The organism is Oculatella sp. FACHB-28 (assembly GCF_014696015.1).
Taxonomy (GTDB): domain Bacteria; phylum Cyanobacteriota; class Cyanobacteriia; order Elainellales; family Elainellaceae; genus JAAUTN01.
Genome location: NZ_JACJPJ010000094.1, coordinates 71441 through 89939, shown reverse-complemented (window position 1 = coordinate 89939; position 18499 = coordinate 71441). Strand labels below are relative to the sequence as shown.

Annotated in this window: 18 protein-coding genes and 1 pseudogene; 8 read left to right on the top strand and 11 right to left on the bottom strand. The window is 45.5% G+C overall.

Going from position 1 to position 18499, the window contains the following annotated elements; genetic code table 11:
• Positions 1–57 precede the first annotated feature (57 nt).
• The 3 genes and pseudogenes from H6F88_RS25505 (at position 58) to H6F88_RS25495 (ending at position 3534) form a co-directional block, all read left to right on the top strand.
• Positions 58–357, top strand: a complete 300-nt coding sequence (locus tag H6F88_RS25505) for a hypothetical protein (protein ID WP_190645620.1) — start codon at positions 58–60, stop codon at positions 355–357.
• A gap of 112 nt (positions 358–469) precedes the next feature.
• On the top strand, positions 470–823 hold the full coding sequence (locus H6F88_RS25500) for a response regulator (RefSeq protein ID WP_190645619.1): 354 nt from the start codon (positions 470–472) through the stop codon (positions 821–823).
• A gap of 178 nt (positions 824–1001) precedes the next feature.
• Positions 1002–3534, top strand: a pseudogene (locus H6F88_RS25495) (dynamin family protein).
• Here the strand turns inward: H6F88_RS25495 and H6F88_RS34175 are convergent.
• On the bottom strand, positions 3523–3645 hold the full coding sequence (locus H6F88_RS34175; RefSeq protein WP_277882233.1) for a hypothetical protein: 123 nt from the start codon (positions 3643–3645) through the stop codon (positions 3523–3525). The pseudogene H6F88_RS25495 and the gene H6F88_RS34175 sit on opposite strands and share 12 nt — an antisense overlap.
• Positions 3646–3681: 36 nt before the next feature.
• Between H6F88_RS34175 and H6F88_RS25490 the strand changes: the two genes are divergently transcribed.
• The 4 genes from H6F88_RS25490 (at position 3682) to H6F88_RS25475 (ending at position 5115) form a co-directional block, all read left to right on the top strand.
• Positions 3682–4098 carry a KGK domain-containing protein gene (locus H6F88_RS25490; RefSeq protein WP_190645618.1) on the top strand — a complete coding sequence of 139 codons (417 nt, stop codon included), beginning with the start codon at positions 3682–3684 and terminating at the stop codon, positions 4096–4098.
• 6 nt (positions 4099–4104) lie between these two features.
• The gene (locus H6F88_RS25485) at positions 4105–4413 is read left to right on the top strand and encodes a KGK domain-containing protein (protein WP_190645617.1); all 309 of its coding nucleotides are present in this window, start codon (positions 4105–4107) and stop codon (positions 4411–4413) included.
• 89 nt (positions 4414–4502) lie between these two features.
• Positions 4503–4832, top strand: coding sequence for a KGK domain-containing protein (locus tag H6F88_RS25480; protein WP_190645616.1), 330 nt, complete (start codon positions 4503–4505; stop codon positions 4830–4832).
• A gap of 46 nt (positions 4833–4878) precedes the next feature.
• Entirely contained in the window at positions 4879–5115 is a 237-nt protein-coding gene (locus tag H6F88_RS25475) for an HNH endonuclease (protein ID WP_190645615.1), read from the top strand.
• A 127-nt stretch (positions 5116–5242) separates the two neighbouring features.
• On the opposite strand, the gene H6F88_RS25470 is transcribed toward H6F88_RS25475, so the two are convergent.
• The 9 genes from H6F88_RS25470 to H6F88_RS25430 form a co-directional block, all read right to left on the bottom strand.
• On the bottom strand, positions 5243–6103 hold the full coding sequence (locus tag H6F88_RS25470; RefSeq protein ID WP_190645614.1) for an alpha/beta hydrolase: 861 nt from the start codon (positions 6101–6103) through the stop codon (positions 5243–5245).
• Positions 6104–6107: 4 nt separating this feature from the next.
• The gene (locus H6F88_RS25465) at positions 6108–6530 is read right to left on the bottom strand and encodes a thioesterase family protein (protein WP_190645613.1); all 423 of its coding nucleotides are present in this window, start codon (positions 6528–6530) and stop codon (positions 6108–6110) included.
• A gap of 74 nt (positions 6531–6604) precedes the next feature.
• A complete protein-coding gene (locus H6F88_RS25460) occupies positions 6605–6886 on the bottom strand; it encodes a DUF6679 family protein (protein ID WP_190645612.1) in 282 nt (93 codons plus the stop codon).
• 175 nt (positions 6887–7061) lie between these two features.
• Positions 7062–7979: a glycosyltransferase gene (locus H6F88_RS25455; protein WP_190645611.1), complete on the bottom strand. Its 918-nt coding sequence runs from the start codon at positions 7977–7979 to the stop codon at positions 7062–7064.
• A gap of 72 nt (positions 7980–8051) precedes the next feature.
• Complete coding sequence (locus tag H6F88_RS25450) at positions 8052–9515, bottom strand: MOP flippase family protein (protein ID WP_190645610.1); 1464 nt, start codon at positions 9513–9515, stop codon at positions 8052–8054.
• Complete coding sequence (locus tag H6F88_RS25445) at positions 9512–10732, bottom strand: glycosyltransferase family 4 protein (RefSeq protein ID WP_190645609.1); 1221 nt, start codon at positions 10730–10732, stop codon at positions 9512–9514. The genes H6F88_RS25450 and H6F88_RS25445 overlap by 4 nt, the downstream gene beginning before the upstream one ends.
• Before the next feature lie 12 nt (positions 10733–10744).
• A complete protein-coding gene (locus tag H6F88_RS25440; RefSeq protein ID WP_190645608.1) occupies positions 10745–11800 on the bottom strand; it encodes a glycosyltransferase in 1056 nt (351 codons plus the stop codon).
• A gap of 52 nt (positions 11801–11852) precedes the next feature.
• Entirely contained in the window at positions 11853–13346 is a 1494-nt protein-coding gene (locus H6F88_RS25435; RefSeq protein WP_190645607.1) for an NAD(P)/FAD-dependent oxidoreductase, read from the bottom strand.
• Between the two features lie 92 nt (positions 13347–13438).
• Entirely contained in the window at positions 13439–14494 is a 1056-nt protein-coding gene (locus tag H6F88_RS25430) for a glycosyltransferase family 2 protein (RefSeq protein ID WP_190645606.1), read from the bottom strand.
• A gap of 491 nt (positions 14495–14985) precedes the next feature.
• Here H6F88_RS25430 and H6F88_RS25425 point away from each other — a divergent pair, with 491 nt between their 5' ends.
• Positions 14986–16710: a hypothetical protein gene (locus H6F88_RS25425; RefSeq protein ID WP_190645605.1), complete on the top strand. Its 1725-nt coding sequence runs from the start codon at positions 14986–14988 to the stop codon at positions 16708–16710.
• A 72-nt stretch (positions 16711–16782) separates the two neighbouring features.
• Here the strand turns inward: H6F88_RS25425 and H6F88_RS25420 are convergent, their stop codons facing one another.
• Complete coding sequence (locus H6F88_RS25420) at positions 16783–18471, bottom strand: hypothetical protein (protein ID WP_190645604.1); 1689 nt, start codon at positions 18469–18471, stop codon at positions 16783–16785.
• Positions 18472–18499: the final 28 nt, after the last annotated feature.

Genomic DNA, 18499 nt, shown 5'->3' with positions numbered 1-18499 from the left:
TTACATAAATTTATTTTGAATTTGATCAACTTAGCGATTATTAACAGTTCTCAAAACATGAACGATTTGGAAAATGACTTAGGCAAGCTGGTTAATGCAGTGGTTAAGGTAATGGTGGCGGCAAGAGAAACCCAGAAAACTGAAGAAGCGATCGCCATCTGCGACGAAATTCGCCGGCTTCCTGATGACCTGGTGACAGAAGTTTTAAACGCAGTCATGCTTAACCTGGTACAAATTGACCCTGCTCTTTGCCGCTGGTTTGTTCTCGATATTTTTTTGCATAATGCTGACCCAGAAGGAAAAGCGGATGTGGCAGAGCGGATCAATCTGTTGATGGCAGACCTCCGAGCTCAATAGCTTGGCTGTAGCCGCTCAGGAACAAAATGGTCACTACCTTAGAAGCAGGTGACAACTACCATTAAGGATAAAATGTCAGAGAGGATACAAAAGTTAAAAACTCATCTGAACCATGCCACACGTATTAATCGTAGATGATGAAGCTCCTTTAAGAGATAGCCTCAGCTACGCTTTACGAAAAGAAGGCTATGACGTTACAACTGCCTCAGACGGAGCAACCGCAATTAAGCAGTTTCATAAGCAAGTTCCCGATGTGATTTTGCTTGACCTGATGCTGCCAGAAGTCGGCGGCATGGAGGTCTGCTGGCGCATTCGGGCCTTTTCTAATGTGCCAATTGTAATTCTCTCAGCCAAAGACCAGGACATTGACAAAACCTGGGGGCTAGAAGCAGGTGCAAACGACTACATCACTAAACCTTTCAACACCAGTGAATTGTTAGCTCGAATTAAAGCTGTATTGTCATGAGTTTGCTGTTGTACTGCGGCAAGTTTAGAGTACTCAGCTAGCTGCGAGGTCTGAAATTTTCTATCAGTATGGGTTGAAATCCGTACCACCACTTCAATCTTGAAATGTGGAGTGGGAATGCTGGGCAAGGTATCCCTCTTTATCGTCAAGCATTTCCCACATAAGGACTCCACTACCGATGGACGAATTGCCCTCCTGCCAAAGTCTGCAAGAGCAAGTTGATGCACTGTTGCAATTGCTCAACCAGGAACCTTCGCTGCGATCGCAACAAAACACGACCGCGATTCATACGTCCTTAAGAAAGGCGATCGCCCCCACTTTTGAGATCGTGTTCGCGGGAGCATTTAGCGCCGGAAAATCGATGCTGATCAACGCTTTGCTGGAGCGAGAATTGCTCTACAGCGCTGAAGGGCACGCTACTGGCACCGAATGTCAGATTGCTTATGCAGAACCAGGCAAAGAGCGGGTGGTGTTGACCTTCCTGAGTGAGGCAGAAATTCGAGAGCAGGCAAGCGTCCTCTGTCAGCGATTAGGACTGACTGCATCGGTGAACGTCAATCAAATGGAAGTGGTGGATCTGCTGCGGCGAAAATGCCGGGAAATCATTCACCAGGAAGGTGGAGAGAGTAAGTCAGAACGGGCGAAACAAGCCAGCGCTCTCCATTTTCTGATCGAAGCGATTGCTCAACAACCGCGACCACATTAATACGGTCAGCAACACGACCTATTCAATGGAGCATTTCAACTTCTCGACGCTTCAGGAAGCCGCTAGCTATGCCCGTCGAGGCAGCAACAGTGCTGTACTAAAGCGGGTGGAATATTACTGTCACCATGATTTGCTCAAAGACGGCAACATTCTAATTGACACCCCGGGAATTGATGCCCCCGTCAAGCGTGATGCTGACTTAACCTATCGCAAAATTGAAGACTCAGATACGTCCGCCGTTGTCTGTGTACTGAAACCCGCGTCGGCAGGCGATATGACCACTGAAGAAACCGATCTGCTAGAACGAACTCGTTCTAATCCCGGTATTCGCGATCGCCTCTTCTACGTCTTCAACCGCGTCGATGAAACCTGGTACAACACCCAACTGCGGCAACGGCTCGATAACTTGATCCAAGAACAGTTCCGCGATTCTAGCCGCGTTTGCAAAACTAGCGGACTGTTGGGCTTCTACGGCAGTCAAATTAAAGCAGCAGGAAGGGGCGATCGCTTTGGACTAGATACCCTCTTTGCTAAGAACGTTCAGGACACTAACGCACACGAAGAAACACCGCAATTTGTCAGCGAGTTTAACCGCTATTGCGCCAGTTCTGGCAAGCTACCCGCCGATCGCTTCCGCATTGATGTCAAAAGCTACGAATCGCCCAACGAAAACTATGTGCGAATTCTCAGCGAACAGGGAGATCCGCTGATTGAGCAACTGATTCTAGACAGTGGCATCGAAGAATTTCGCACCGCAGTAACTCGTTACCTGACCGAAGAAAAGCGCCCTCTGCTGCTGGCAAACCTGGCAGACGACCTGCAGCCGCTCTGTATTAGTTTGCGGAAGTCTTACCTGGAAACCTGGCGAGAATTGGAAAGCCAACCGCAAGACATTGAGGCAATTAAGGAACAGGAACTCAGGCAACTTAGCAAGGAGCTAAAGCAGGTTGGAGATGCGTTCCAGCAAGACATTGAGCGGGAAGTGAATGAGGCGATCGCCAGCGACAGCAACTCTGTCCTGGAGCGCGATTTCCTCAAGCTCAAAGCCAAAATGGTTAGCCGTCTAGACGAATTGCTCAACACTTTCTCAGTGGGCGAAGTTCACAAACGGGCTCAAGCAAGCCATAAGCGCAACTCCGTTGTGCCACTGTTGGGCATTTTGACCGAGGCTTTCTACTACCTGGCAAACGGGCTAGAAGATGTGCTGGTCGAATCTGCCGTTGAGGTCGTCACCAACTTCTTTCATCGGCTCACCGATCGCGTCAAGCAGCAGGAATATTACCGCAACCTCTATCGCCTGCTAGGAAACGACGACAGCATTGAGCGCAACCTGAATCTGCTGCTGGAGCAAGTGAAAAAAGCTGTGGTAAACGAAGCCCGGACGGAGTGCGATCGCTATGTGCGTGAGCGTCCCGAGTTTTACACAGAGGGCACCTGCTCCATGTGGCAACTGCGCCAAACCTTGCAACAGGCTTGCCGGGGTTACGACTACCAAAACATGATTGAAGCTGAACCCGCCATTCGCCAACTGCTCAAGCTCGACTTTGAGCAAAAAGTGAAAGAAACGGTAATGCGCACCTTCCGCCAAACAATTAACCAAACGCTCAACTATCACCTACTAACCAGCGCAAGCCAGCAGGCAGAAGCAATCTTGCAGCAGTATGATCAGGCGCGGCTTTACCTCTCTCAAATCCTCGACAAAGAAGCAGAGGAAAAACTCAAAACCAATCGCCGCAAACAAGCCGAAGTTGAGCAAAAAATCGCGGTCTACAACAAGGCGATCGCAGGCATTAACACTTGCCTCGAATCTATGCATCTCGATCGCAAAAAGCTACCAGAAATCAACAGGTCAGATCTGCTCATGCCTCTACCAATCCCAGACCTATCTCCTCAATTAGAAGTTTCAGAAGTACTTGAAGCTGATGTCACCACTGAAGCAAATGGGGCGATCGTCTCTTCAACAGAAGCAGAACATCAAAAGCTATTTGAAGAATCAACCCCATAGCCCAACAACCTGTAGGGGCGCAGCATTGGGCAAATAAACCTTGGAACGAACCAGAAATTCTCGCCCGAATGCTACGCCCTCTCCGGAGAAATTTGCTTCAACTACACTCACCTTTCAAGCATTTATTTGTGATTGGATAGAATGACCATGACTGAAAAGTTTGAAAAGCGAAACTGCGGGAACGATGATGTCCTGGCGTTTGGTGATTCCACGTTCAAAGTTGGAAAATTTAGGAAGGCAGTAGATTTATCTTTTTCCAGTTCGCTGGGAAGCCATTTGAGTGGTGAACTTAGAAATAAGGGAATCCAAATTGATCAAAAACGTTTAGCTCCTAACAACAAAACTGATGACCATGCTAGATGGTTCGATTCTGGTATGGAGTGCAAAATTCTTCAAATCGGTTTTGACAGTTGGAAAGTAGGAAAAGTCAGAATTAAAGTCGAGGTTGAATTTTATATAGAAGAGCTTTCATCTTCTAAAGATGAAAGCAATATTTCGGAAACTGTTCAGCTAGAATCACCTTTGGACAGCATCCGTCAAATGATAGTTGAAGACAAGGAATAAAATTTCATGCAAGAAACCGATCGCCAAGACAACTTTGATCTACTGAACCGTGACGAAGTTTTATCAGTAGAATCTGCTGAACTTTCGCAGTACTTGGATCTACCACCAGCTCTGAGAGTCGCTGAGTTGGTAGAGGCGATCGCTCAACGGTTACTATCTCATGAAGAAGCTCACCTATTCTCACAAGGAATGTCCTGTGAAGTCCTGAGATTTGGTGAGCGAAACTGGCAAAAAGGAAAAATCAGAGTCAGCATAGAATTTTGCTCGGATGTCCCTAAATCTCCTCTAGACGGCATCCGCCAAACTGTCCTCTAGTAGGTTGGGTGAAGCATAGCGTAACCCAACAAAGATCAAAGTTGTATACACCTTCAAAAGAAACTATTACTAACATCTGTGGAGAGAAAATGAACAGTAAATTCAAAAAATTAGATCGGGGTGCGGTAATTTCTTCTAAGGAAGGTATCAGCGTATTGGTTCGTCACACCACCTTCAAGGTAGCAGAGTTATTAGAAGTGATGCAAAATTGGGTTAGCGAGCCTAAAGAATGGTTTGGTGAAGGTATAAATTGTGAAGTTTTAAGTTCAAATCAAGGTTGGCAAAAAGGAAAAGTTAGATGGTCTTTAGAATTTTGTCCTGATGAACCTGAGTTGACTAATTCCTCAGAAGAGAATGATGAAGCAAGTTCTCAATCCGAATCACCGCTTGATGATATTCGGCGAACTATTGTTGATTAGGGCGATCGCCATCAGCACGTCAGAACTCTAAATTCTTAGTTTCAAGATGAGTAAAACGTCCCGAATTTCGATTCCGTTAGAGGTTAGAAAATATGTGCTAGAACGCGACCAGCACCAGTGTAAAAGCTGTGGTTCTAGCACCAAACTTTCGGTGGATCACATTATTCCGCTCGCCAAAGGTGGTTCCAACGACATCAGCAATTTGCAAACGCTTTGTTGTTCTTGCAATTCGAGTAAGCAACACAAATTTGACCCACGATTTCGGCGTGGTTTTGATTTTTGAATCCTGCTTAATTGCGGGTCTTCTAATTTAAGTCGGAGGCTACGGTGTGAGTTTAGGCGATCGCCTCGGTCTCTTTGGGTTACGCTTTGCTTCACCCAACCTACGGGGAGTAATGACTGAGATCTGACTAGCTAGCCAGGTATTCTCGTATGTATTGATTTACTAGGTCAGGGCGTTCTTGCTGCACCCAGTGGCTACAGTCGGGAATATAGCGGATTTGAAAGTCTCTGACATAGGCTTCCGTACCATAGGTCAGTTCTTTGCCCAGAGCCGTGTCGTTTTCGCCCCAAATCATCAGAGTTGGCACATCCAAAACGCCCCATTCCTGGTTGACGATTCCTTGCTGAAATGGATTGCGGTAATAGTTGATCATGGCGGTCAGGGCACCGGGCTTAGCGGCGGCTTCTTTATAAGCAGCTAAATCTGCGTCAGAGAAGGCACTCTTGTTAACGGCCATTCCAGTTAGAGCCGCAGCAACAATCTGGTAGCCGGAGGCTTGTACTAATAGTTCGGGTAGCCAGGGAATTTGGAAGAAGAAAATGTAGGAGCTACGGAGAAGCTGCTGGGGGGTGCGTAGACCTTCAGCAAACTTGGCGGGATGGGGTAGATTCAGAATGATTAGCTTTTCTACCAATTCAGGATGGGCATAGGCAAAGTTCCAGGCGATCGCCCCACCCCAGTCGTGCCCCACTAGCACACAGCGATCGTAGCCCAGCCCACGAGTCACGCCTTCTATGTCTTTGATAAACTCAGACATAACGTAGGCAGACTGGTCCGTGGGTTTTTCGCTGTCATTGTAGCCCCGCAGATCGAGTGCCACGACTTTGTAGTTTTGAGCAAACTCGGGAATCTGCTTGCGCCAGGAGTACCAGAATTCAGGAAAGCCGTGCAGCATTAGCATCAGCGGACCTTCCCCCTGAGTCACATAATGCAGCCGAATCCCGTTACTGATGATGTAGTCGTGTTGCCAAGTTTCTAGGGATTGCATTGGGTTACTCCTTGGCTGCGGGAGCAAGTTGCCCAAAAGCGGCAATCAGAACATCAGGAATTGCGCGTGGACGCATGGCGATCGCATCGACCCAGACCCACAGTGCCTCTGCTTTGAGCAATAGGTCATCACTACCCTGCTTACGAATCTCATAACGCCGGATAGCACGGGTACCGCGCATTTCCTGAAGCCAAGTGGTGACTTCGAGGATGTCGCCTGCGATCGCCGGACGCAAATAGTCAAGCTCCACTCGTCGCATCACAAACCAGCCACCTAGCTCGCGATAGCGCTCGAGGTTAAGCCCCAGGTGTTCTGAGTGTTCGATCGCCGCCTGTTCTAGATAGTGCTGGTAGACGGCGTTGTTGACATGCCCCAGTGCGTCCATTTCGTGGTAGCGCACCCGTAGCTGGGTTTTATATGGCTGCATGGACTGGCTCAGTTGCCCCGTTTCAAGGATTGCCCTCCCATGCTACCGAAGATGCGCTACTACGAGGTCATATTTTAGTCTTGACCCAGGAGATTAGATAGTCTGTCTTTCAGCGCGGTGACTTGAAGGTCTTCCTTGGGAAGGGACAACAGCTTCACTTCGATTTCGGAGATATTCTTAATCCGTGTGGTCTTTTCCCAAGTCCGCTTCTCGCTTTCAGATTCGTGCTCGTAGCGGAATGTGACCGTTTTATTGACCACCTCTAAAATCTCCGCATTTTTGACCCAGCCTTTGCTGCTCTCAATGTAAAGCCAGACGTTAGACTGTCCAATCAGCTCTTTTAGCTTGTCTTCCATAAGGGTGAAATTACCTTTAGCAAAAATCTGTCCAGGGATAGATTGCCCAAATTGTCAGTTGGTCAATCAGTATATCCGATCTGCTGAAGGTTTTTCGGTCAATTTTTAGCGAAGTTGCCAAATCAGTTCTAAATTTGTTGTGAATGAGTAGGTTGTAAACCCCTTTTAGCTAGATTTACAGCCTGTTTGGAATAACTACGGGGCGCGTTCCGGTCACCTGAGCCCGTTCCCACAGAAAGCCAGTAATGTTTGCTAGCTGCGACAGAAGAAACAAGACTGAAATTAGTAATCCCTGAAGTGGAGAGGTTTGTGATAGCGGATAAGTCAAAAGGTTTAAGTAAAAGGACAGCGGTTCGACTTTGATTTGTTCTACGTTGCGTCGAGCGCGGGACTGGTGAAAGCAGAATGCGCCTCGCCCGTAGTTGAAATGCTGTTGCCAAAACTTGGGTAAGGTGAGGCTGTGAGCATGATAGACCTGCACTTCTGGGGCGTAAAGCATGAGGTAGCCGTGATGCAGCCAGCGATCGCAAAATTCTCGATCTTCTCCCGCTGCTAGGGAAAAACTCGTATCAAAGCCACCCAGCGCCCGAAACTGGTCAGCAGGCAGAGCAATGTTGTTAGACGCAAAAAAGCTAGAGCGATCGCCTTCAACGCTGTAGTACTTGTACAAATAATCAATCAGAACCTGACTGGCGGTGGAGTAGAGGTTGTTGGGCAGAGCGTTGAAGGTGCGACCCCCAATGATGCAGCTAGGGGTCGTGGTGAAGCGGGACTCTAACGCTTTTAACCAGTCCCGGACGGGAGCGCAGTCGTCGTCAGTAAAAACTAAGAACTGTCCGTTTGCTTGTTCTGCACCCACATTGCGGGCTTTGGCGGGACCCGCATTAACTTGTCGAATCAGCGTCAGGTGTAGTTGGTCGCGAAAGGGAGCAACTACCGCCTCCATTGAAGTTGGGCTACCGTCGTCTACAACAATCACCTCAAAGCGATCTCCTGGGTAGTCAAGCTGGGCGATCGCCTGCAGACAGTTTGTCAACCGCTCTGGACGAGCGTAGGTGGGAATGATAATCGAGAAAATTGGATGCTGTGTCATAGAACTAGGTTCAGTGTTGGATGTAGCTGATGGATATAACCAAAACTTACGCAGCAAACTAACGAAATTTAACTAAGCCCCTTGGCTCTTTGTTTTTGACAAAGCTAAGTGAAGAATACTCAGCAGCTTTTCAAATAACTTTGGCGAAAGTAATCGGATACTCAGGCTGTACACCATTGCTCCGAGCAGAATGCAAACGACTAAAAGTACTTGGGAATTGAGTGAATTTTGAAGTAATTGTTTGGAGCCTAAGATAAAACCTGCCATTACTAACGAGCTAACAAGTGGAGCCGTAAACTGACTGAGATAAGTGAGCATTGGTGTTCTGATTAATCGGCTAACTGCCCATTGATTGATCGGAAAAATTAAATATCCGCGAATCGCGTAGGCAGAGGCAACTGCAACAATTCCCCATTGCACGGATATAGCAAAGCCAACCAAGTTGACTGTTGTATTTAACAAGCCAAACCAGAGTGTCCAGGCGGGCTTACCCATTGCAATAAACACAGATCCTTTAAAGAAGTTAATTGCCCGCAACATTCCGGCAAAACACAAAATTTGCAGCACGGAAATTGAAGGTAGCCACTGATTTCCAAACAGTAATACAACCAGTTCGGGTGCAAGGGTAGCTACACCTAAAAATGTAGGAAAAGCAACTAGACTAGTGAGTTGAGTCGCGGTATAAAATGCTTTACGGAAAAGCTCAGGTTCTTCTTGCAGTCGCGAAAAGGTTGGTAGCGCAACCTGGTTGCTGGTATTGACCAACAGTTGGGTCATTACACCTAATATTCGATAAGCGATCGTGTAATAGCCTAAAGCAACCGAACCTAAAAAATAACCGATGAGAAAGTCATCTGCTCGTGTATTTAAAAAATTTAAAAGATTGAACCCTAAAATACTGATTCCAAAACTACACAATTGCTGAAAATGTTTGAGTGAAGCTTTAAACCTTGGTCGCCAATCGCTCGCAACCCACAGAATTAAGGTGCCAACCAGGTCTTGCACCAACTGCTGGCTCACGAGGCTCCAAACGCCAAAGCCATAAACTGCCATGATTACACCTACGCAGCCACCAGCTAAAGTTCCGACTAGCCAGCGAATGGCGATCGCTCTAAAAGCTAGGTTCCGCTCCAACAAAGCTTGCTGAATGTTGCCAAAAGAAGTAACTAAAAACAGCAGAGAGAATCCTTGTACGATTGGCGTGAGCTGAGGCTGATTAAATAAGGCAGCAACCCGATCAGCAGTTGTTAACCCCAGAACTGTGAGTAAGATGCCGATTGCAAGATTAGTCCAAAAAGCAGTATCTAGGTGTTCTGGTTCTAAGTTCTGCCGTTGCACAATGACTTGAGCAAATCCCTGATTTAGGAAGATTTGCATAAATGCCAAAAATATATTGGCCAACGCGACTAACCCGAAGGCTTCAGGGGATAGCAAACGAGCTAGCACCAAAAAAACAATTAGTGATCCTGCCTGGCTACTCCAGCTTTGAATAGCAGACCAGACTACACCTTTGATCGCTTTTTGTTTGATGCTCATGAGATAGCTTTGAATGGATTCAATCCCTGGGAGTGCTTTCCTGTTGCTTGAATCTGCTGATAAATCTCTACAAAGCGATCGGTGCGTCGATTTTCACTAAAGTGAGTGAATGCATGTTTGCGTCCAGCCTGTCCCATTTGTTCTGCTAGAGATGGATTTTGCAACAGACGCAATAGTGCAGCAGTGAGTGCATGAACGTCATCCGGTGGCACTAAAAAGCCCGTTGTGCCATCGCTGACAATTTCTGGCTGTGCCCCAACAGCACTGGCAATTACTGCCGTTCCGCGCATCATTGCCTCGGTTGACACATTACCAAAGGGTTCTTCCCACAAAGAAGGTACAACTTGTACCCAGGCTTGCTCAAATTGTTTCTCAAGCTGAGCGTGAGGTAAATGTCCAAGCCAGGTTACACAATCCTCTACTTTGAGTTGTGCCGCCAAGGTTTGCAAATTCATTGCTTCAGTACCCTGTCCTGCAATCCACAGTCGTGCATTGGGCACTTGCAGTCTAGCCTGAGCAAAAGCTTGCAGTAGAACGTTCACCCCTTTTTCTGGTACTAACCGTCCGGCAAACACTACAGTCGGAGGGTGAGTGAGGGGCGATCGCATAGGACGCTCAGATACGCCATTGTGTACCACTTCAACCGGTCTAATTCCCTCTGCTTCCAACTTTGCTTTCATTGCATGACTGAGGGCGACAACCAGGTCAAAAGCATCCTTCCAACGTAACCAAAGCTGTCGCTGCAACATCAAAGGCACCCAAGCCTGAGGTGACAGACAGTGCTGCAGGCAACTGACTCCTGCTGTATGCTGGCAAGGTTGACCATCGGGTAAAACTTTAGTTCCTAGCGGACAAATCGCCTTGTAGACTGCTGTTTGATAGAGGCAGGGCACAGATTTGAGTAGAGGGAGAATGAGTGGCGAAAGTTGCCACATGAACATGCGAACATGAACAATGTCAGGGCAAAAAGTATTTAAGGCATGACGCAGGTTTAAGTAGGCAGAAACATTAGCAGTTTGGGACAAGACTTGAAGCCGCGTGTTGCTGCCAAAGCAATGGTAGTCAGAGAGTAATGGGCTCCCTGACACGGGTATGACTCGACTGGAGAAAAGACGTACATCGTGTCCGCGATCGCGCAATCCTTGCCGCAGAGACAACATTTGCAGTTCAGCCCCTCCCGTCGCTGTACCGTAATCGTGGAGTAGAAGAATCTTCATTCGGCTACGTAGCTAATTTCTGGATGTAGCTGTCTCTAAGATTTTAGAGTGTGTGGGAGCTTGAACTTGTTGCTGCTGCAAATGTTGCTTAGCGTACTGTGTCGTGAGATAGCGATTAAGCCTCTTTTCTACAGGAGCAAGCAAGCCATACATCAAAACCTTTTGGAGAAATCGATGTTTAATACCAAAGGTAATTTTCTGAATGAGGGGCAAAAGGATTGTATCGCGCCTTCTCCAACCCAGTGCCTTGTACTTTTGCTTAAAATAGCTATCCTCTGCTAACCCCCACTTTTCTTGCATTCGGCTAAGGCTAGCTAACTCCCAGGCATCACTCCAACGCAGCATATAGAAGTGCAAATCTGTCCACTTTAGGGGTTTGCCGGGTACGTAAGTTGCAACACTGTCTGGTTCAAAATACACAGTCCCCCCTACCTGAGCAACTGCCATACAGAAATCTACATGCTCTTTAGTGTTAAGCATGGCTTCATCGAAAAAACCAATTTGCCTAAAAACTTCAGTTTTCACTAATGTGCAGTGAAACTCTGATAACTCTGTTGGAGTACGCTGAAGTTGAGGACGAATATCTGCTACGCGTCGCCCTTGCTTATACATTTTTTCGCGTAAGCGAAGTCTTCCTTTGATGTCGCGAATAATCCGTGACTCACCGCCCGCAAAGTGAATCGTTTCATGAACAGGTTCTTCCTGACACACTAATGGCCCGACGACGGTAGCACCAGTCTCCTCTGAGCATTGAATTAGTGCTTCTAGCCAACCCGAGGTTACGATGACATCATTATCTACAAACACGACATACGGAGTCTCAACCCGTTCTAGTCCTAGGTTCCTGGAGCGGTTAGGGAAAAGGTAGTAGTTAGTGCGAATAATTTCAAAACCCTTTTCCTGTGACTTTGCTTCCAGATATTGTCGAATTTTTGTTGGGGAATTGCCGTCTACATACACAAGTTTGAACGGAACTTTTGTGTATTGATAAATGCTCTCTAACGACTCACGAGTATAGCTAAATCGCTCACGAGGTGTAACTACGATCGTAACTTGCGGCTCTGACATGATGTCTACGCTCCTTGAATCGTTAGTACAACTATTTAAGGGATGTTTGATTTCAACTAGGAGTTACCACTGTTGCTTCAATGGGCGATCGCCCCTCCTTAAACTGCTCCTGAACGCTTGACCACTGCTGCTTTGTAAACTCCTCGTGGTATGACCGTTCCGTATTTACATTCCACAGATCGTGCTTTTCACCTAGAATGTTCCGGACTGCCAACATCGCTGTCAGCATCGAGTGGTCTTGATTGTTGTAGCGGTGCATTCCATTGCGACCAACCGTTTGCAGGTTTTCAAATGTTTCCAAGTAATCTTGAATCACCTGTAAGTGCTGGCGGTACTCCCCGTCATAAACCGGATAGGCTTTATGTTGGCGAATCACCGTTCCATCTTCCACATCACCCTTATTGACTCCTAACCCTAACTCAACCGCCTCACGGCTTGCCAGCTTGATTAAATCTGCATCTGACATTTCCCAGAGGTCATCCCCTTCGCTGCAAAAATATTCCATGCCTAGACAGGTCTTACTGCTATCAGGCACCATTTCTGGGCTCCAGTTCTTAAAGTTCTGAATTCTGCCAACCTTAAACTCTGGGCTATGAATATAAATCCAGTTATCAGGAAATAGATCTGGTTGGTTGACGACCAGAGATACAATCAAAAAGTCCCGATATTTTAGCCCTCTAGCAGCCTCTAGAACATGCTCAGGCGGGGGTGGATCAAGCCGATGCAACAGTGCTGTGACAGGCATAGTAGAGACAAAATGATCTGCCTCAATTTGAAAGGTCTGATCGCCTCTCTGCGCTGTAATACTTTTGATGCGGGTTCCTTCACGCTCTACCCGAAGTACCGATGTGTGTAGCTCAACCGGAGAGCCTTTACTGTCCAAAATTTCCTGACAGCGTTCCCACATCATGCCCGGACCAAGCCGTGGATAGTCAAATTCTTTAATCAGGCTCTTGGCGTTTTGGCTGCCAAATACTGCGTTGATTACCGCTCTTTTGAGAGACATCCCCTGAATTCGCTGAGCAGCCCAGTCTGCCCGAATTTTGTCGCATGGAATGCCCCACACTTTCTCGGTGTAGGTTTTAAAGAAGATGCGGTAAAGGCGATAGCCAAAGCAGTCAATTACCCATTCTTCAAAAGTTTCTGGTTCGTTTCCAGGTCGCAGCTTTGCTTTTAGCTTTGCCTTGAGATAACTCACCAAAATCATGAAACTGGTGACAACACCGAGATTACTTAGTGCGTTGAACAAAGAGAGCGGATAGTTGTAAAACTTGCCTTGATAATAAATTCGGGACAGTCGAGGAACTTTGATGAAGTCATCTGTCAGAATTTCGTGCCAAAATTGCTCAACCTCAGTTACTTTAGTGAAAAATCGGTGCCCACCAATGTCAAACCGATAGCCCCTATAGGTTTCGGTTCTGGAAATTCCACCAACCTTGTCAGACCTCTCTAACACAACAGACTGGATACCTTGCTTGACTAATTGGTATGCAGCAGTCAACCCAGCTGGACCGCCTCCCAGAATTGCAACAGGGTAATGCTTCATCAATCCTTCTCCAATATCCTTTAAAGTTGACCCGCGTCGAGCGTAAAACCTTGGCGAACATCTAGTCTGAATTTGTAGAAGTGGATGCTTATTCAGACTGATGCTTTAGATTTGAGGGAACTTGGCTTTGGCAATCTGTACTGGCGGATGTGGTAGCGAATAGTGCCAATTGCAAAAGCAAGTCCGCTGTAGAGAAAATAAAGCCAGTGCCAGGGAACGGTCCGCACGGCAAACCATAATCCCCGCTTGTGTTGAAAGAATTGATAAACAGAAAAATTTAGCAGCAGCAAAGACAAACTCAGAATACCTGCCAAACCCAGTGCAGGTAGCCACCAGAAGCTTGCAGCCAGAGCAATCAATAGCCCATAAGTCAGTACTAGACTGACGCGACTTGAGGTTTTGAGATTTAGGTCATTGACAAATTGGCGATCGCGCCATAGCAACTCAGTCCAGGGCAAGGCACGGTAGAAGAATTCAGCCCTCAACAGAGAGACGGGTCTCCAACACTTTAAGTGCTTGACCTGCACATTTTTACAAAGCCGAATTTGATGTCCCGCCCGTTTAAGTCGATAGCCTAACTCAATATCTTCAATGGAAGGATAGCGATACGCTTCGTCAAAACCGCCAATCTCTAAAAATACATCTCGTCGAATTGCACCACAGGCACCCCAAAATGTAGAGGCTTCTTCACAACCCGTTTGATGAGTATAGTGATGAAACAAGTTTTTATATTGGGATAGAAAATTAGTTGCGCCAGGAGCATCATCGTAAGAGCCAATCAGGGCTGCAATATTGGGATACGTTTGGAAGGCGATTGCCACCTGCGACAACGTGTCAGCACCAATGGTGACATCTGCATCAACAAAAAACAGAATGTCACCTTGAGCTGCCTTCGCCCCTGCATTTCTTGCTCGGGCCGGGCCACCTGCAGTCGGGAACTTAATGATCTTTGCTCCAGACTCTTCAGCTAAACGCCAAGAATCATCCGTTCCACCATCTACAACAATGACAACTTCTATAGAGTTAGGAACAAATTTGGTTAAACTAGACAAACATTCGCGGAAGCTTTCACCGCCATTGTGAACCGGAATCACAATTGAAATTGCTGGTTCTATGGAAGAACGTACATCTGAGTTGGTCAAAGTCATTACAAGTATTCACTCGCCTCCAGATAGGACCTGGAAAATGCCACTAGGTACTTCCAAATTTTTAAAAGTCTCTGACAAGACCTTTTACTAACAAACCACTTATCTATCCGGATAAAATCACGTATCTAATTTGCTATCTCTAATTTTTTGAATGGGTAATCCCCTTGCTTGAGCTGAGCCACAAATTGACTGCACTGAACATTCCTCGTGAAGCGTGATACCCGGAAGGGATAGAAAATTTTGCTGAAGATAAGGCAGGTAGATGAGGTGGGAATAGTGCCTAGGGAATATCTCTAACGTGTTAATTAATACTAATACTTGTATGTCTACTGTATGTTAAACAATCGCCGCCTTTATGCACTCTTTAAAGAGTATCTCTACACTTCTCGCTAGTCATATTAAGCCAGTACAAATATTTTACTAACTAGCCTTTATTATCTAGAAAAAGCACTTAATCTTGTTAAGCTTGGTGTGTTTAATAGTCTAGATTTATGCTCTACTTTATTGCTGTTTGGACTCTTTTAAGTATTGTTTGTTGGTTAACTGGCACAGCCTTGCTGAATAGTTTGAAAGCAAACATTTTTGTGAGATTGGGCGATCGCTCAATTATTTCTCTTTGGTTGGGCGTTGTTTTCCTTTCTATTGCGCTTTTAGCAACGTCTTTTATCTTTGCTTTATCGTCCTGGGTAGGAGGATTAGTAGCTGCGATACTAGGCTTTCTGTCCTTGCTGTCCCCAAAGGTTCGATGTGAAATCGCAATACTGCGATCGCACTTGACTCCCAGTGTACTTGTAGGAATCTTGACGCTGTCCATTGGAGTTGCCGCCTTAACCACACGCCAAGTGACCTGGATTGACACAGGTCTTTATCACTATGGTGCAATCCGTTGGTTATCAGAATTTGGTGCAGTTCCCGGTATCGCCTTACTTTCAAAGCAACTCGGCTTTGCCTCCGCCTGGTTTGCTCTTGCCGCACCTCTCAATGCCGTCTTCCTGGAAGGTCGAGCTAGTGCCGTAACGAATGGTTTTGTTATATTTCTGGCATCCTTGCATTGTATAGTCTGTTTAACTCAAGGCTTTGCTAAAAAATCAAAAATTAGTGACTGGTTTATCGTATTTTTCTTATTTATAGTTATTTCGGGCAGTGTTGCGACCCGGCTTTTGTCAACTGTTTTAATCTCTCCCTCTCCTGACATTCCAGTTATCTTTTTGACGGGTGTGGTTGCTTGGGTGATATTAGTAAGTTCCGATTCCATTAATTCTACTCAGTTGAAGCATCCAGTTCTTTATGCTGATTTGATTCCCCTAATATTAGCTATTGGAGCAACATCAATTAAGCTTACAGCCCTGCCTCTTCTGTTTGTCACTAGCCTAGTGTACTTATTCGGTAGAAGATTTAGTTCAAGACGATTTTTGGTGGGCAGTGTAGTCAGTATTTTACTCTTACTACCCATACTTTTCTTTGGAGCAACCAATTCTGGTTGCTTGCTATATCCTTCTCCTTTACTATGTCTTGACGTGCCCTGGGCAATCACTTCTCACGAAGCTCAAGCGCTTGGTGAAGTAACTCGTGGTTGGGGCAGTTGGTTTGGCTCTCCGCCCTCTCAAGCCAACTCCAGTCTATGGCTGTTCTGGCAATGGTTTAACTCTATCAGCTCAAGTAAATTAATTGTGCTATTAGTTGGAATATCTATTGCATCAACGGGTTATGTAATCAAAGAATCCCGAGCAAAACAGAATTTCAGTTACTGTTGGATTTTAATCTTGGCGTTTGTTGGAAGCGCTTTCACCTTATCGCAAGCACCTTTGTTGAGGTTTGGTATAGGATATTTTGTTCTTTTGCCTACTTTGCTGGCTGCTCTCCTATTTCAATCACAACTCCAAATTAGTTTGGCGAGAATTACTAACCGGCCGCTGTCTTCATGGCAACTTAAGAAGCTACAGCACCAAAGTCTATTCATTTCACTATTGTTGGCTGCCATGGTTGGAACGAGCTTAACCAGTCAAGGAGTGCGATCGCGCCTCCTTTTACCGCCCCAAGTTGTTCAAGTAGAAGTGGTAGAAAAACAAATTAATGACGTAACCTACTTCTCTCCAAAAAATCAAAAGGGGGCTTGTTGGGCAGCAGAATTACCTTGTACAAATCAACCGGATAGAGCAATTCGATTACGGAATCCAGAGCATGGTGTCCAAGCCGGATTTTCGCGTCAACTTTGACCATCTGCTTGTAAAGAGAAGCAGACCTCAGAATGAATTGTTGCTAACCAGATTGAATAGGAAAATAATAGCTTAGAAAATTCTTACGCCATGACCTTCTCTTCCTTTGGGGCAATTGTTGTCATAGTCAGCATTAAAAGTTTGAAAATAGCGATAAGCTGCATCCGCATCCGTTATCTCATGAACTAATTTGTCTTTAATATTGTAAATCAATAGATTTTCGTAGGGATAATGACTCACTAGTGATCCGTAGTATAAGGCTGTGGTAAGTCCATCCTCATTCACTTGTAAATTAGGCGTCACGACATCAGCTTTCAAAGTGTAGGTTTTATAGATTATCCGCAATGCTCCTGCTAAATCCCAATTGGACTCAAAAACGACTGCTGGTCCGGAATAGGGACAGATCCCGTCAAGAATCAAAGTAGCATCATCCTTTAAGGATGGCAGGTGTTGTTGAATATCAGCAAGGATATTCTGTTCTTGACGGTAGGCATCAGCCCAATAGGAAGCAATGGCATTGTTGATTATAAAACCACTACTACAGAGTAAAGCGATTAGCAGGCAAAAAAGGACTTTACGTGAGCGATTTGTACGAATAAAACTGCTTGCCAGTCCGATTAAGCCTATGAAAGTAAATGCTACTCCTATTGCCGAGGCTATAGCGATACGGTTGCTAATGCCTGCGGCTGAGTTTTGGGCGTTTTGCGTAAGCAAAAATATTGAATAGCCTGCTGCAAAAACAAAGAAACTAGCTAAAGTCAATTTCAGTTCGTTAGTGTAATTGAGTAGGTTAATGTTCTGTAGTTTAACGATATGAAATAGATAACTGAACACAACCAACCCCACCAATCCGCCTAATATTAATATTACCCAGTTAGTTTGACTATAAATAATACTGCCTACAATCCGAGGTAATTTAAATCCATAGTCACCATAGCTAATTGTAACTGCGTCCTTAAAAAGTTGAAAAAGCCAACCTAGATGCTCTCTGAACTCAAGTTCTCCTTGACGAGTTGTTGTCATCTTCTTGAAGAGAAACACAAATACTACGCAAGGGAACGTGCTTCCCATTAACAATATTAATTTTAGCTTGCTGAAATAGCTTAAAATTGATTGATTGAGTAATCTCCCCTTATACCAAGATAATAAGGGGTTAAATAGAAACCAGGGCAAAAAGATTTCATAGGCTAACCCACTAATTAAAAGGCTTGCAATACTGATCAACTTCCAAGCCCACAGTCCTAATGTCGTTTTGGTACGTACTGCTACAAGGTCTGCATATAAACTTAGAAAGTATAGGGTCATGCTTAAAGTAATTTGAAAAGCTGCTACCCAAAATCGGTTCGTTGAATAGTGAGGAAGTAGCGCATATACTAACGGAATGGATAGTGCAAGAAAGCGTGGTTGCTTTAATTCTCTAAGAACTAAGTAGAAGAAGACGATTCCCAAGCTAAGAAATACACAATTAATTAGATGATATCCTAATGGATTTAAGCCAAATAACCAATAAAGACCTGCAATGTAAAGAACCTGCACAGGTCGCATCTGGACGTTAGGCTGATGTAGATAGACAGATTGAAATAACCCCAGAAAGGATTGATCTGTAGAGAGATTAAGAGGTGCTAAAAATGACCAGTCGTCACTATAAAAGCCGAGAGACGGAATGTAGAGAATTAAAGAGATTAGGACAACAATACTCAAGAAGAAACAATCTGAAAAAAGTTGTGAGCGTATGATTTTATGCTCTGGTATTGATTCCATGATTTTCGACTTAACTGATGCCGATTTG